Consider the following 13,000-nt stretch of genomic DNA (forward strand, 5'->3'; position numbering starts at 1 on the left):
CCTGAGGCTCGCTATGATGCGGGATGCTCGCCATCCGGTAGGTGAAGAAAGATCAGCACCACCGAGATCATCATGATGAAGCCGAACGCTTTGGTCTGCCCATTCCACGCGGGAGACTGCCACATTACGAACCATTCAGCGCCCACGACGATGAAGCCCACCACGTAAAGCAGCAATCCCAGCGTCAAACCTGCCACGGCAAGGCTTTTCGCGGGCGCAAAATCCGGCGAGCGAATATTCTTAAGCAGCCGGGCCACGCCTATCCACAATATCACAGTGGTGGCAAGCTCAATGGCAATTATAAGCCAGTAAGCGATCTTCTGTAAATTGGGGTTTGTGATGGCCCGCCAGTGCAGGGAAGAGTTTGCAAAGGTCGTGTCCATCGACAGGGTGTGAACGACGAACTGCCAATTGCTGTCATATTCGGTGATGTTGCCGAACGTCACAAGCGTGAAAAAGAAAGCAATGGAAGCCACAAGTGCGACCTTGCATAAACGAACGACAACCATTGGTGCCCCCTTCGGTTGAGCGCCGATTATTTGCCACCGCTAGACCAAATCCCGGGGTAGGGGAAGGGGCGTGACTTTAATCGGCTTCAACGTGGTTGGCCCTCGATCAAGCCTCAGTGGGAACGGCTCATGATGATCACCAGCTCAGATCTTCTCGCCAAACTTCGCACCGACCAGCCTCTGGTTCACTGCATCACCAATTACGTCGCGATGAACATCGCGGCGAACGTGGTTTTGGCGGCGGGGGCATCGCCTGCGATGGTCCATTCCTCCGCCGAAACGCGCGAGTTCGTCGCCATATCCGGTGCGCTCACCGTCAATATCGGCACCTTATCTCCAGATTGGCTGTCGGGCATGCGGGAGGCGGCAGAGGCTGCCAATGCCATCGGCAAGCCCTGGGTGCTCGATCCTGTCGCGCACTTCGCGACGCGCTTTCGCCGTGCGGCCGTGGCCGAATTGCTGTCCCTTCGCCCCACCATTATCCGGGCCAATGCGTCTGAGATCATCGCGCTTGCCGGTGGCTCCATGTCCGGCCGGGGCGTGGACAGTGGGGATGCCGTGTCGCTGGCCGAAGCGGCCGCCACGGACCTGGCGCGCGTGCATGGAGCGGTCGTTGCCGTGACCGGGGAGGTCGACTTCGTGACCGATGGGGCGCGGGCTGTACGCATTCGCGGCGGCTCCCCTCTGATGCCGCGTGTCACTGCGCTCGGATGCTCTCTCACGTGTCTCGTCGGAGCATTCGTGGCGGTGGCGCCGACCCAGCCTTTCGAGGCCGCCATCGCCGCACTGACCATGTTCAGCATCGCCGGTGAGCGCGCGCATCCCAAATCCGAAGGACCGGGCTCATTCGCGTGGCAATTCCTCGACGCGCTTGCGCAGGTCAGCCCGTCAGATTTGGAGTCCGCCGCGCGCGTCGAGGCGTTGTAGGGCCGATAGTTCAGCTCCCGCGCCCCGAGCGCGTTGCATGAAGGTTTTTGGTGCCAGATGGGGGGATTGTCTGGGACTGGAAGGCGAGTTGGTCCAGGGCATGACTCAGAGGCGTGCTGCCAAGCACCGGGGCAGGCACCGGCAAGGGCAGACCCACGCAGAAAACACCGACTTCCCGCTTGGAACAGGCGCGGCTCCTAGGGCCTCCGCATGCCGCGAGACCGCCGCGGTTTGGGAGGCGCCGTGGGGGCTGAATGCTGGAAAAAATGCGAAGCCCGCACGATGGCGTCCCGCGACCTCCGCAAATCGCAGTTGAATCGGTATACGCAAGGTGCATCATCGGCTGCAGTCACGGGGGCGTTCACATGAGTGATTTAGACGAAGAAGCACTGGCCCGAGAGCCAATCCTCTCAGACGCTGGTTTCATTAAGTTCTACGGCCTCTATTGGAGAAAAGCTGCTGTAAAGTGGGGCGAGTCCCAATTATTAGGCCAACCTCAGGGATGGATGGGGAAAGGCAAGACCAGCAGGGATTTCGATGCAGCTACAGTTCAAATGAATTTTTGGAAGCAGAAGGGAGTCTATATACTGTACGATGATAGCCTAAATCCTGTTTATGCAGGCCAAGCGGGACTCACTCGTAAAAATGCGGCGGGCGGACAATCAATTGGCAATCGACTTAATGCACATAGTCACGGAATATATAGAAATGGCTGGTCAATTTTTTCATGGTTCGGATTTTTAGGTAAAGATAAAATTGCACTCAAGACTGCCGTAGAGAAGGATCGTTTGGAGCCAGAATGGTCATTTCAAAGTCTTTCTGACAGCACACTGAATCAATTGTTAGCATCTTTTGAAGCAATTTTGATCGAAGGATTCGCGCCACGTTTCAATTCGCGAGGCGGAGATTTAGGTAAGGCAGTTCTGGTCGATCAATACGATCCCAATTGACCTTGCCGCACGATGGCGTCCCTTATAGAGGCTTTACCAAACTTTCCTGCGGCGCTGTACCACGCAGTTCACTCTTTCAGGATTGCGTCGCCAGCCGCCTTCCGAGACCAAGAGCGCAGGGCGTCTCTCACTTGGGCGGCTGAAGCTGCTTTAGTACCGCGATTTTGGGATGGTGCCGGATGAGGGGATTGAACCCCCGACCTTCGGTTTACAAAACCGCTGCTCTACCGCTGAGCTAATCCGGCACTTTGGGCGCTGATGGGCCGCGTGGACGCTTTTAATGCGTCGCGGTGCGATGTTCAATCGACCTTGCAGAGACGGCGGGGGCGCAGTGCCGCATCCCGCCGGATCAAACGCAAACGGCCCCGCAATGCGGGGCCGTCCGGTGTCTGAGTGGCGGGCGAAGACGCCCGCCGCAGGCGTCAGTGCCAGTTGTCGAGATCGCGGTCCTTGGTCTCCGGAAGGAGGAAGAAGCCGATGATCAGCGTCATCACGGCGATGACGATCGGGTACCAGAGGCCGGCGAAGATGTTGCCGGAGGCCGCCACGATCGCGAAGGCGGTCGGGGGCAGGAAGCCGCCGAACCAGCCGTTGCCGATGTGGTAAGGCAGCGACATGCCGGTGTAGCGGATGCGGGTGGGGAACAGTTCCACCAGTAGGGCGGCGATCGGGCCGTACACCATCGTCACGTACAGGACGAGGATGAAGAGCACGCCCACCAGCTTGAGCGAGCGGGAATCCGTCAGCATGGCGCCGACACCCGGCTGCTTCAGGATGGTGGCATCACCCGCCTTGGGATAGCCGGCGGCCTGGGCGGCCGCGACGATCGGCGCGGACGCCTTGTCCTGGTCCGCGATCACCACCGCAGTGCCGTTGACGGTCGCCGTGAGCGGCGCGCCGGCCGGGCCCTTCACGAGGTCATAGTGCATGGAGTTGGTGGCAAGCGTCCGGCGGACCACGTCGCAGGGCTTGGTGAACACGCGCACGCCGACCGGGTCGAACAGCATGCCGCAGTTCGCGGGATCGGCGGAGACCTGGATCTTCACCTGCTCGGTGGCGGCGAGCAGCTTGGGATTGCCCAGTTCGGCGATCATGTGGAACAGCGGGAAGTAGGTGACGGCAGCGATGAAGCAGCCGAACAGCAGGATCGGCTTGCGGCCGATCTTGTCGGAGAACCAGCCGAAGAAGATGAAGAACGGCGTGCCCAGCAGCAGGGCGAAGGCGATGGCGAGGTTCGCCGTCGTGCCGTCGATCTTCAGGGTCTGGGTGAGGAAGAACAGCGCGTAGAACTGGCCGCAATACCAGACCACGGCCTGGCCGGCGGTGCCGCCGAACAGCGCGATCAGGGCGATCTTGGCATTGTCCCAACGGCCGAACGCTTCCTTGAGAGGGGCCTTCGAGCGCGAGCCCTCGGCCTTCATCTTCTGGAACGCGGGCGACTCGCTGAGCTGCAGGCGGATCCAGATCGAGAAGCCGAGCAGGATGATCGAGAGCAGGAACGGAATGCGCCAGCCGTAAGACGCGAAGTCTTCGGGCGTCATGGTGAGGCGCAGGGTCAGGATGACCAGCAGCGAGAGGAACAGGCCGACCGTGGCGGTGGTCTGGATCCACGAGGTGTAGAAGCCGCGGCGGCCGTGGGGCGCGTGCTCGGCCACATAGGTCGCGGCGCCGCCGTATTCACCACCCAGCGCAAGGCCCTGGAGCAGGCGGCAGATGATGAAGGCCGTGGGCGCGAGATAGCCGATGCTCTCATAGCTCGGCAGCAGGCCGACCACGAAGGTGGCGATGCCCATGAGCGTCATGGTCACGAGGAAGGTGTACTTGCGGCCGATGAGGTCGCCGAGGCGGCCGAAGAACAGCGCGCCGAACGGGCGAACCGCGAAGCCGGCGGCGAAGCCGAACAGCACGAAGATGAACTTCGCGGTGTCGTTGGTGCCGGGCACGAAGGTCTGGGCGATGTTGGCGGCAAGCGAGCCGGCCAGATAAAAGTCATACCACTCGAAAACGGTGCCGGCGGAGGAGGCGATAATCACCTTCCTCTCTTCTTTCGTCATGGGCGCCGTCGATGCGGCTCTGCCCGGGGTCGTTACTGCCATGGATTACTCCTCCCCAAAAAACTCAGCCTCCCGCCGCAAGCACGGGCAGGCAATTTCGGTCGCGCGCACCGGCGACTGATGCAACCAGATGGGGATGTGATCCGTGGCCCGCGCCAATGAGCGCGCTGAGACCTGGGGCTTCCTCCAACGGTCTTATCTGTCCGTGTCTTGACGCACGGATGAATCGAACCGGACGCTTGTTGCGCCTTGCCACAAGAATGGCTGGATTTCGCCGAAGTTTCGATTGGTAAAAGGTCTTAGTTGGACACGGTTTTATCTTGCGCGACACCGCCCAGTGGAGGGGCGGCGGCGCAAATCAAGTCCTTGTACGAAAAGAGAGTTTTCAAAATCCGCGCGCATTTTCAGCATTTCTTGCGCACTGCAAACTGTATTTGTGCAGTCGCGAAGAAGCCTTAATGCGACTTCAACTGCCACGCTTCAGGGCGCGACGGGCGATTCCAAGCGAAAGCGCCGCCGCGTTGGAGACGTTGAGGCTCTTGATGACCCCCGGCAGGTCGATGCGGGCCAGCACGTCGCAGGTTTCGCGGGTGAGCTGGCGCAGGCCCTTGCCCTCCGCGCCCAGCACAAGTGCCAGCGGCGCGCGCATAGGCGTGTCCTCGATCTCGGCCGAACCCTCGCTGTCGAGGCCGATCACCAGCATGCCGTTGTCCTTCAACTCGGTCAGGGCGCGCGCGAGATTCGTGACCAGGCAGAAGGGGACGTGCTCCAGGCCGCCCGAGGCGCTCTTGGCGAGCACGCCGGTGGCCACCGGGCTGTGCCGCGCCGTCGTGACGATGGCGCCGACGCCGAACGCTGCGGCGGAGCGGACGATCGCACCCACATTGTGCGGGTCGGTGATCTGGTCGAGCACCAGGACGAGTTCGTGCTTGGCAACTTTCGACAAATGCGGGGAGGGCAGGTGGTCGCTTTGCGCGAGCAGGCCCTGGTGCACCGCGTCCGGGCCCAGCAGCTTGTCGATTTCCGAGGGGCGGACCATTTCCGGCTCGATCGGAAGGGTAATGCCTTCCTCCGACAGGCGGTTCAGGCCGTTCTCGGTGGCCATGATGCGGCGGAAGCGGCGCTTGGGATTGCGCAGCGCCTCGGAGACCGTGTGCCAGCCGTAGAGCAGGGCAACATCGTCCTCGCCTTCCCATGCCGGCGGGCGCCCGGTCTTACGGCCCTGCCCGGGGAACGGACGCGGGCCTCCCTTCGGGGCCCCCTTGTCGAAGGGGCGGCGGGAACCGGGGCGGGGAGAACGGTGCGGAGGCTCGGACATGCCACAGCAATTGTCAGAGCGGGACGCGCCACGCAAGGGCGCTGAAGGGAACCGCCGGCGAATCAGAGCGCGGAATCAGCGCGCAGGCGGCAACATGCCCTTGGCTTCGAGCACCGGGCCCGCCTCCGGGCCGGCCAGCAGCTTCAGGAAACGGCCGGCCGCGTCCTCGCGGGTCGTGTTGGAAAGCGCCCCGGCATAGATCGTCTCATTCTGGATCTCGCGCGGCAGTGGGCCCACCAGCACCGCTCCCTTCACGGCGAGGATTTCGCTGATCTGGTGGATGGCGATGTCCGCCTCGCCGGAGACCACGCGCGTCGCCACCAGCCCGCCGGGGACGAGCACAGCCTTGCGCTTCATCTCGTCGGCTATCCCCATGCGCTCGAACAGCTTCTCAAGATAAATGCCGCTGGAGCCACCGGAGGCTGGATCGATCATCGCCACCTTGTTCGCCGCCAGCAGCGTGCGCTTGAAGGCGTCGACGCTCGATATGTCCGGCTGGGGTGCGCCTTCTTTCACCGCCACGCCGATGGCGACCCGCGCCAACTCCATCACCGGAGGCGCCACTTTTCCATCGCGCACGAAGGCGGCGAGGGCGCCGGGGGTGAGAATCACCACGTCGAACGCTGCACCTGCCTCGATCTTGCGGGTCAGCGCGCCGGCGGTGTCGTTCTCGACCGTCACCTTGGTGCCGGTCGCGGCCTCGAACTTGCTCGCCATCTCCGCCGCCACCGGCTTGAACGCGCCCGTGGTCAGCACCTTGATCTCGGCGGCACCCACGGCGGATACGCCCATGGATACGCCCACCAAGGTTGCGAGAAGTGCGCCAACAAGGCGGCGGGCCTGCAAGGTCCGGGGCGTGCTACGGAGCATGATCGTGGGCATGGTTGCGACTTCCGGGCTGCGAGCGTCGGCAGGCATCATAGGGGTGTGGCGGGTCTGCCGCTACGGTAGCAACGGTTTGCGACGCCGGTTTGGCCGGCCTGTGCGGCGCGTTCATTTCCGGTTGACTTCATCGAACCGCTTCCACATAAAACCGCTCCTTGAGGCGCCTGGGTCGAACCGGGCCGCCACACCTTCGCGGTGCTGGTGCCTTGGCCTTTGGATGACGGGCTGACAGTGGAGGGGTGCCCGAGTGGTTAAAGGGGACGGACTGTAAATCCGTTGGCTCTGCCTACGTTGGTTCAAATCCAACCCCCTCCACCACCCGTCGTTCAAGTGCTACAAGCTGCGGCCCGGCCGCGGCGCGCAGGTCGCTCAATGCGGGTGTAGCTCAATGGTAGAGCAACAGCCTTCCAAGCTGATGACGAGGGTTCGATTCCCTTCACCCGCTCCAGCGTCCTTACGGCTCCCAAACCGGCACCCGTGACCTCGCCGAACACCGCTTCCCTACACCGCTGCTCTTGCGGTTCGGGCGGAAACCCCCTATCCCACGGCGTCTTTTTTTCCGCCCCTCGGGGCGAGCCGTGGACTGATCTCAGCCAGGATACCGAGAGAGAACGATGGGCAAAGCAAAATTTGAACGCAACAAGCCGCACTGCAACATCGGGACGATTGGTCACGTCGACCATGGCAAGACGTCTTTGACGGCTGCGATCACGAAGGTCCTTGCGGAGTCCGGTGGGGCGACGTTCACGGCGTATGACCAGATCGACAAGGCGCCTGAAGAGAAGGCGCGTGGCATCACGATCTCGACGGCGCACGTCGAATACGAGACCAAGAACCGCCACTACGCCCACGTCGACTGCCCAGGCCATGCGGATTATGTGAAGAACATGATCACCGGCGCGGCGCAGATGGACGGCGCGATCCTGGTGGTTTCGGCCGCCGACGGCCCGATGCCGCAGACCCGCGAGCACATCCTGCTGGCCCGCCAGGTCGGCGTGCCGGCGCTGGTGGTGTTCCTGAACAAGTGCGACATGGTCGACGATCCGGAACTGCTCGAACTGGTCGAAATGGAAGTGCGCGAGCTGCTCTCCAAGTACGACTTCCCGGGCGACGATATCCCGATCATCCACGGCTCGGCGCTGATGGCGCTCGAGAACAAGTCCCCGGAACTCGGCCACGACGCCGTGCTGAAGCTGATGGAAGCGGTCGACGCCTACATCCCGCAGCCCGAGCGGCCGATCGACCTGCCGTTCCTGATGCCGATCGAAGACGTGTTCTCGATCTCGGGCCGCGGCACCGTGGTGACCGGCCGCGTCGAGCGCGGCATCGTCAAGGTGGGTGAAGAAGTCGAAATCGTCGGCATCCGCCCGACAGTGAAGACCACCGTCACCGGCGTGGAAATGTTCCGCAAGCTGCTCGACCAGGGCCAGGCCGGCGATAACGTCGGCGTGCTGCTGCGCGGCACCAAGCGCGAGGACGTGGAACGCGGCCAGGTCGTGTGCAAGCCGGGTACGGTGAAGCCACACACCAAGTTCAAGGCCGAAGCCTACATCCTGACCAAGGAAGAAGGCGGCCGTCATACGCCGTTCTTCACCAACTACCGTCCCCAGTTCTACTTCCGGACAACGGACGTGACCGGCATCTGCACACTGCCCGAGGGCACCGAAATGGTGATGCCCGGAGACAACGTGTCGATGGACGTGGCGCTGATCGTGCCGATCGCCATGGAGGAGAAGCTGCGCTTCGCCATCCGTGAAGGCGGCCGCACCGTCGGTGCAGGCGTCGTCGCATCCATCATCGAGTGATCACACCCCTTTGGGGTTGATTGGCGGGCCGGCCTTGTGCCGGCCCGTTGCTTTTCAAAAAGAGGTCCGTTCGAAGGACCCTCGCCTTGGTCTGGGGAAAGCGCGAAGTGCCCCTTTACAGTTTCTCTTTCGCTGACTAGACACACGTTCCCGACGCGCTGGATCGATTTTTCCGGCGCGAGGGCGCACACCCTCGAGTGCTCAGGCAGTAGGAGTGTAGCTCAACTGGTTAGAGCACCGGTCTCCAAAACCGGGGGTTGGGGGTTCGAGTCCCTCCACTCCTGCCAGCACACCGAGGGTAAGGCGGACGGCGAAACGTCCCCGACGATTTACAAGCCGCTGGCGCCGTCGGCGCGCGGCAGAGTTTCATGACGGTCGTTTGCGAAGCTCCGCTTCGTCGGCGCGCCGTAACCGAGGAGAAGGCAAACGCGGGCGTCAGCCGGCCGGAGCCGAGGCGATATGGCGAAGATCAGTCCCGTCGAATTCTTCCAGCAGGTCCGCAACGAGACCGCGAAGGTTACGTGGCCGACCCGGCGTGAGACGCTCATCACCACCGGCATGGTGTTCCTGATGGTGCTCATGGCTTCGCTGTTTTTCCTGGTTTCCGATCAGGTGATGCAGTTCGGCGTCAGCCAGATTCTCCGTATAGGTCATTGAGAAACGCCATGGCGAAACGCTGGTACATCGTCCACGCCTATTCCAACTTCGAGAAGAAGGTATCGGAATCGATCCGCGAGCAGGCCGACCAGCGCGGCCTCGGCGATCTGTTCGAGCAGATTCTCGTGCCCACCGAAAAGGTGGTGGAAATTCGTCGTGGCCGGAAGGTGGACGCCGAGCGGAAATTCTTTCCAGGCTACGTGCTGGTGAAGATGGACCTCACCGACGAGGCGTTTCATCTCATCAAGAACACCCCGAAGGTGACCGGCTTCCTGGGCGCCGACAACAAGCCCATGCCGATCTCCGAGAACGAGGCCATGCGCATCCTGCAACAGGTGCAGGAGGGCATCGAGCGCCCCAAGCCGTCGATCACCTACGAAGTGGGCGAGACGGTCAAGGTGGCGGACGGCCCGTTCGCCTCGTTCAACGGCATCGTCGAAGAAGTCGACGAGGCCCGTTCCCGCCTCAAGGTCGCGGTCTCGATCTTCGGCCGCGCCACGCCTGTCGAACTGGAGTTCGGCCAGGTGGAGAAGGTTTGAGGGACATAGTGTTGTCCCGGACCAGCGACGGCGTAGCCGAAGCGCAGATCCGGGACCCAGCGCAGAAGTTCTGCGCAGCAGTCAATTCGCGACCAGCGTAAAAGAGCATTTCCGCCGCGTGGCGTCGGAAATGAAGTGAAGCGCCTTCGGCGGCGCTTTGCGCTGGATCCCGGATCTGCGCTCAGCCTTTGGCTTCGCTGGTCCGGGACAAGAGAGGGCAGGGCACCCTTGCCTCTCTGTCCTTTATCAATTAAGTGAACGCCCTCCCGAAGCGCCTCGCGTTTCGGGAGACGACCTTCGCGGGCAAGCTTGCGAAGGCAGAACGTGGGAGGTGACGGAGCGTCTCGCCAACGCCCCTGAGATCCGCACCACGGACCCAGGCCGATTTGCCCTGCTCAGCGAGCGGGCGGTCGGCCATTATTTTGGGAGTTAGATATGGCGAAGAAAATCACCGGCTACATCAAGCTGCAGGTCGCAGCTGGCAGCGCCAATCCGGCGCCGCCGATCGGCCCCGCGCTCGGCCAGCGCGGTCTGAACATCATGGAGTTCTGCAAGGCGTTCAATGCCGCCACGCAGAAGGAAGAGAAGGGGATGCCCATCCCCGTCGTCATCACGGTCTACCAGGACCGCTCCTTCACCTTTGAACTCAAGACCCCCCCGGTCTCCTACTTCCTCAAGAAGGCCGCCGGCCTCGAGACGAAGAAGAAGCCCGGCTCCGGCTCGAAGACCCCCGGTAAGGGTGGCTTCGCCGGCAAGGTGACCCAGGCGCAGCTTGCTGACATCGCCGAGAAGAAGATGAAGGATCTGAACTGCGATACCGTCGAAGCGGCGGTGCGCATGCTCGAAGGCTCGGCCCGGTCCATGGGCCTCCAGGTTCAGGGGTGAGCACGATGGCGAACCAAGGCAAGCGCATCCGCGCAGCAAACGAAGGCGTCGACCGCCTGAAGCTCTATCCGCTGGACGAGGCCCTTTCGCTCCTGAAGGAGCGGGCCACGGCCAAATTCGACGAGACCATCGAAGTTGCGGTGAATCTCGGCGTCGATCCGCGCCACGCCGACCAGATGGTCCGCGGCGTGTGCAACCTGCCCAACGGCTCCGGCCGTACCGTGCGGGTTGCGGTTTTCGCCCGTGGCGCCAAGGCTGATGAAGCCAAGGCGGCCGGCGCGGACATCGTCGGAGCCGAGGACCTCCTGGAGAGCATCCAGGGCGGCACCATCGACTTCGATCGCTGCATCGCGACCCCTGACCTGATGCCCCTCGTCGGGCGTCTCGGCAAGATACTCGGCCCGCGCGGCCTGATGCCGAACCCGAAGGTCGGTACCGTGACCATGGACGTGAAGGGTGCTGTCGCCGCCGCCAAGGGCGGCGCGGTGGAATTCCGCGTCGAGAAGGCCGGCATTATCCACGGCGGCATCGGCAAGGCCTCGTTCCCGGCCGACAAGCTTGCGGAAAACATCCGCGCGTTCGTCGACGCCGTGGTCCGGGCGCGTCCGACCGGCGCGAAGGGCACCTATGTGCAGCGCGTCGCGGTGTCCTCCACCATGGGCCCCGGCATCAAGGTGGAACCGGCTTCCGTGCTGGGTACCGTGACCGCGTGATCGCCGATTCGGTGAGATATGGCCGGGCACTGCCCGGCCATTTTCATGTCCGGTCACGCTGAGCCACATGGGATATCGGCCTGATTGCCGGCGGATGCCGGGATCTCGGCTGCTTCCAAGTGGAGAAGTTAAGGAAAGGGCGTGACATCGCGCCCTTCACCCTCTATAGAACCCGTTCCTGTTCTGCGGAAACGCGGGCGGGAATTTTAGGCTTCCACGCTGGAGACAGCGTTGGAGGGGCTGGGAGGGTTCGCCCACCCGGCCTTTAAGTTCGTCTCAAATTCCGGTTTCGACCGGCAGGCGTGGCGAACTGAGTCCTGTCCGAGACTGCAGGCGCCATGCCCCGTGCATGGCTTAATCCTCGCCACCCGCCTCGCCCGAGGCGGCCTTTGGAGGGCCAGCATAGACGGGGAAGACCGGATTTTCAGGCGGCGCGCAAGCGTCGCTGCCAAGATCGGTTCGAACCAGCACCTTGTGGCCGGTGACCCGGATCCCGAGGGGACAGGGCATGTGAGCGTCGCGCGTTCTCGCGCTTCGGCATGTCCCTTTGTGGACGGTCCGGAAGCGGACGTACGGCAAGGTGCAACCGGTGGAGCCACTCTTTGGTTCCACCACAGGCTTAAAGAGAGCCAGACGTGGATCGAGCGGAAAAAAAGCAGCTCGTCACGACGCTTACGGACGTGTTTCAGAACACCTCCGTCGTCGTGGTGGCCCACTATTCCGGCCTCACCGTGGCCCAGATGTCGAAGTTGCGTCGGCAGATGAAGGCCAGCGGTGCGACCGTGAAGGTGGCTAAAAACCGCCTCGCCAAAATCGCTCTGGAAGGCTCCGACGTCGCCCATGTGGCGTCCCTTCTGAAGGGACCCACCGTGATCGCTTATTCAAACGATCCGGTGGCGGCGCCGAAAGTTGCCGTCGATTTTGCCAAGGCGAACGACAAGTTCGTCATTCTTGGCGGAGCGATGGGCAAGACGGCCCTCAATGTTGATGGTGTGAAGGCTCTGGCCACCATGCCGTCCCTGGATGAACTGCGTGCGAAGCTGATCGGCCTGATTCAGGCCCCGGCGACCAAGATCGCCCAGCTCACCACCGCGCCGGCGGCGAAGCTCGCCCGCGTGTTCGGGGCCTATGCCAACCAGGACGAGGCCGCGTGAGGCGGTTGGATCTCGCAATCCTGAAAATCGAACCTATCTTAGGAACATACAATGGCTGATCTGACCAAGCTCGTTGACGAGCTGTCCTCCCTCACCGTCCTCGAGGCTTCCGAGCTTGCCAAGCTCCTCGAAGAGAAGTGGGGCGTTTCCGCCGCTGCCGCCGTTGCGGTTTCGGCCGCTCCCGCCGCAGCTGCTGCCGCTGTGGAAGAGCAGACTGAGTTCACCGTGGTCCTCGCGGCCGCCGGCGACAAGAAGATCGAGGTCATCAAGGAAGTCCGCGCCATCACCGGCCTGGGCCTCAAGGAAGCCAAGGATCTCGTTGAAGCCGCTCCCAAGGCCGTCAAGGAAGGCGTGACCAAGGACGAAGCCGAGAAGCTCAAGGCCCAGCTCGAGAAGGCTGGCGCCAAGGTCGAGCTTAAGTGAGCTTTTGAATACGAGCGGCTCCGGAGTTCTCCGGGGCCGCTCACCCTCGTTTCAACGGGGAATAAAGACGGTTCTCCAGGCAGCCTTGTCGGGCTGCCCGGCGAGCCGTTTCGGTGCGGAAAGGGATGGCGTCACGCCCCCACCTTTCCGCTGTAGCGGTGATGGGTTCACGGGCCGGTGC

General features: G+C 62.7%; 13 protein-coding genes and 4 tRNA genes. 12 read left to right on the forward strand and 5 right to left on the reverse strand.

Annotated features, from left to right (window positions below; genetic code table 11):
• Positions 1–11 precede the first annotated feature (11 nt).
• Positions 12–509: a DUF2165 family protein gene (locus ADADO0_RS13585; RefSeq protein ID WP_511305685.1), complete on the reverse strand. Its 498-nt coding sequence runs from the start codon at positions 507–509 to the stop codon at positions 12–14.
• Positions 510–638: 129 nt separating this feature from the next.
• Here ADADO0_RS13585 and thiM point away from each other — a divergent pair, with 129 nt between their 5' ends.
• Together thiM and ADADO0_RS13595 are read left to right on the forward strand one after the other, a co-directional pair.
• Positions 639–1,436, forward strand: a complete 798-nt coding sequence (thiM, locus tag ADADO0_RS13590) for a hydroxyethylthiazole kinase (protein WP_511305686.1) — start codon at positions 639–641, stop codon at positions 1,434–1,436.
• 365 nt (positions 1,437–1,801) lie between these two features.
• Positions 1,802–2,386, forward strand: a complete 585-nt coding sequence (locus ADADO0_RS13595) for a GIY-YIG nuclease family protein (protein WP_511305687.1) — start codon at positions 1,802–1,804, stop codon at positions 2,384–2,386.
• A gap of 170 nt (positions 2,387–2,556) precedes the next feature.
• On the opposite strand, the gene ADADO0_RS13600 is transcribed toward ADADO0_RS13595, so the two are convergent.
• From ADADO0_RS13600 to ADADO0_RS13615, 4 genes are all read right to left on the reverse strand, one after another.
• Positions 2,557–2,631: transfer RNA gene (locus tag ADADO0_RS13600), tRNA-Thr, on the reverse strand.
• A gap of 177 nt (positions 2,632–2,808) precedes the next feature.
• Positions 2,809–4,482 carry an MFS transporter gene (locus tag ADADO0_RS13605; RefSeq protein ID WP_511305688.1) on the reverse strand — a complete coding sequence of 558 codons (1,674 nt, stop codon included), beginning with the start codon at positions 4,480–4,482 and terminating at the stop codon, positions 2,809–2,811.
• Positions 4,483–4,906: 424 nt separating this feature from the next.
• Positions 4,907–5,758 carry a 23S rRNA (guanosine(2251)-2'-O)-methyltransferase RlmB gene (rlmB, locus tag ADADO0_RS13610; protein ID WP_511305689.1) on the reverse strand — a complete coding sequence of 284 codons (852 nt, stop codon included), beginning with the start codon at positions 5,756–5,758 and terminating at the stop codon, positions 4,907–4,909.
• A gap of 75 nt (positions 5,759–5,833) precedes the next feature.
• On the reverse strand, positions 5,834–6,640 hold the full coding sequence (locus ADADO0_RS13615; protein WP_511305690.1) for a molybdate ABC transporter substrate-binding protein: 807 nt from the start codon (positions 6,638–6,640) through the stop codon (positions 5,834–5,836).
• Positions 6,641–6,876: 236 nt separating this feature from the next.
• Between ADADO0_RS13615 and ADADO0_RS13620 the strand changes: the two genes are divergently transcribed.
• From ADADO0_RS13620 to rplL, 10 genes are all read left to right on the forward strand, one after another.
• Positions 6,877–6,961, forward strand: a tRNA-Tyr gene (locus tag ADADO0_RS13620).
• Positions 6,962–7,017: 56 nt separating this feature from the next.
• Positions 7,018–7,091, forward strand: a tRNA-Gly gene (locus ADADO0_RS13625).
• Positions 7,092–7,257: 166 nt separating this feature from the next.
• A complete protein-coding gene (tuf, locus tag ADADO0_RS13630; RefSeq protein WP_511305691.1) occupies positions 7,258–8,448 on the forward strand; it encodes an elongation factor Tu in 1,191 nt (396 codons plus the stop codon).
• 210 nt (positions 8,449–8,658) lie between these two features.
• Positions 8,659–8,735 (forward strand) — tRNA-Trp (locus ADADO0_RS13635).
• Between the two features lie 172 nt (positions 8,736–8,907).
• Entirely contained in the window at positions 8,908–9,105 is a 198-nt protein-coding gene (gene secE, locus ADADO0_RS13640) for a preprotein translocase subunit SecE (RefSeq protein ID WP_511305692.1), read from the forward strand.
• A gap of 8 nt (positions 9,106–9,113) precedes the next feature.
• Positions 9,114–9,644, forward strand: a complete 531-nt coding sequence (gene nusG, locus ADADO0_RS13645; RefSeq protein ID WP_511305693.1) for a transcription termination/antitermination protein NusG — start codon at positions 9,114–9,116, stop codon at positions 9,642–9,644.
• Positions 9,645–10,079: 435 nt separating this feature from the next.
• Entirely contained in the window at positions 10,080–10,529 is a 450-nt protein-coding gene (rplK, locus tag ADADO0_RS13650; RefSeq protein WP_511305694.1) for a 50S ribosomal protein L11, read from the forward strand.
• Between the two features lie 5 nt (positions 10,530–10,534).
• Positions 10,535–11,242 (forward strand): 50S ribosomal protein L1, encoded by a 708-nt coding sequence (rplA, locus tag ADADO0_RS13655; protein ID WP_511305695.1) that lies wholly within the window; start codon positions 10,535–10,537, stop codon positions 11,240–11,242.
• 635 nt (positions 11,243–11,877) lie between these two features.
• Positions 11,878–12,396 (forward strand): 50S ribosomal protein L10, encoded by a 519-nt coding sequence (rplJ, locus tag ADADO0_RS13660; RefSeq protein WP_511305696.1) that lies wholly within the window; start codon positions 11,878–11,880, stop codon positions 12,394–12,396.
• Between the two features lie 51 nt (positions 12,397–12,447).
• Positions 12,448–12,819: a 50S ribosomal protein L7/L12 gene (gene rplL, locus ADADO0_RS13665; RefSeq protein ID WP_511305697.1), complete on the forward strand. Its 372-nt coding sequence runs from the start codon at positions 12,448–12,450 to the stop codon at positions 12,817–12,819.
• The last annotated feature ends 181 nt before the right edge of the window (positions 12,820–13,000 follow it).

The sequence above is a fragment of the Aquabacter sp. genome (genome assembly GCF_965279295.1).
GTDB lineage: Bacteria > Pseudomonadota > Alphaproteobacteria > Rhizobiales > Xanthobacteraceae > Aquabacter.

What these genes read in the sequence shown, in the direction of transcription:
- tuf (WP_511305691.1), top strand. Translation starts at nt 7,258, where the DNA reads ATGGGCAAAGCAAAATTTGAACGCAACAAGCCGCACTGCAACATCGGG.
- rlmB (WP_511305689.1), bottom strand. Translation starts at nt 5,758, where the DNA reads ATGTCCGAGCCTCCGCACCGTTCTCCCCGCCCCGGTTCCCGCCGCCCC.
- rplL (WP_511305697.1), top strand. Translation starts at nt 12,448, where the DNA reads ATGGCTGATCTGACCAAGCTCGTTGACGAGCTGTCCTCCCTCACCGTC.
- ADADO0_RS13615 (WP_511305690.1), bottom strand. Translation starts at nt 6,640, where the DNA reads ATGCCCACGATCATGCTCCGTAGCACGCCCCGGACCTTGCAGGCCCGC.
- rplA (WP_511305695.1), top strand. Translation starts at nt 10,535, where the DNA reads ATGGCGAACCAAGGCAAGCGCATCCGCGCAGCAAACGAAGGCGTCGAC.
- secE (WP_511305692.1), top strand. Translation starts at nt 8,908, where the DNA reads ATGGCGAAGATCAGTCCCGTCGAATTCTTCCAGCAGGTCCGCAACGAG.
- ADADO0_RS13605 (WP_511305688.1), bottom strand. Translation starts at nt 4,482, where the DNA reads ATGGCAGTAACGACCCCGGGCAGAGCCGCATCGACGGCGCCCATGACG.
- ADADO0_RS13595 (WP_511305687.1), top strand. Translation starts at nt 1,802, where the DNA reads ATGAGTGATTTAGACGAAGAAGCACTGGCCCGAGAGCCAATCCTCTCA.
- nusG (WP_511305693.1), top strand. Translation starts at nt 9,114, where the DNA reads ATGGCGAAACGCTGGTACATCGTCCACGCCTATTCCAACTTCGAGAAG.
- rplK (WP_511305694.1), top strand. Translation starts at nt 10,080, where the DNA reads ATGGCGAAGAAAATCACCGGCTACATCAAGCTGCAGGTCGCAGCTGGC.
- ADADO0_RS13585 (WP_511305685.1), bottom strand. Translation starts at nt 509, where the DNA reads ATGGTTGTCGTTCGTTTATGCAAGGTCGCACTTGTGGCTTCCATTGCT.
- thiM (WP_511305686.1), top strand. Translation starts at nt 639, where the DNA reads ATGATGATCACCAGCTCAGATCTTCTCGCCAAACTTCGCACCGACCAG.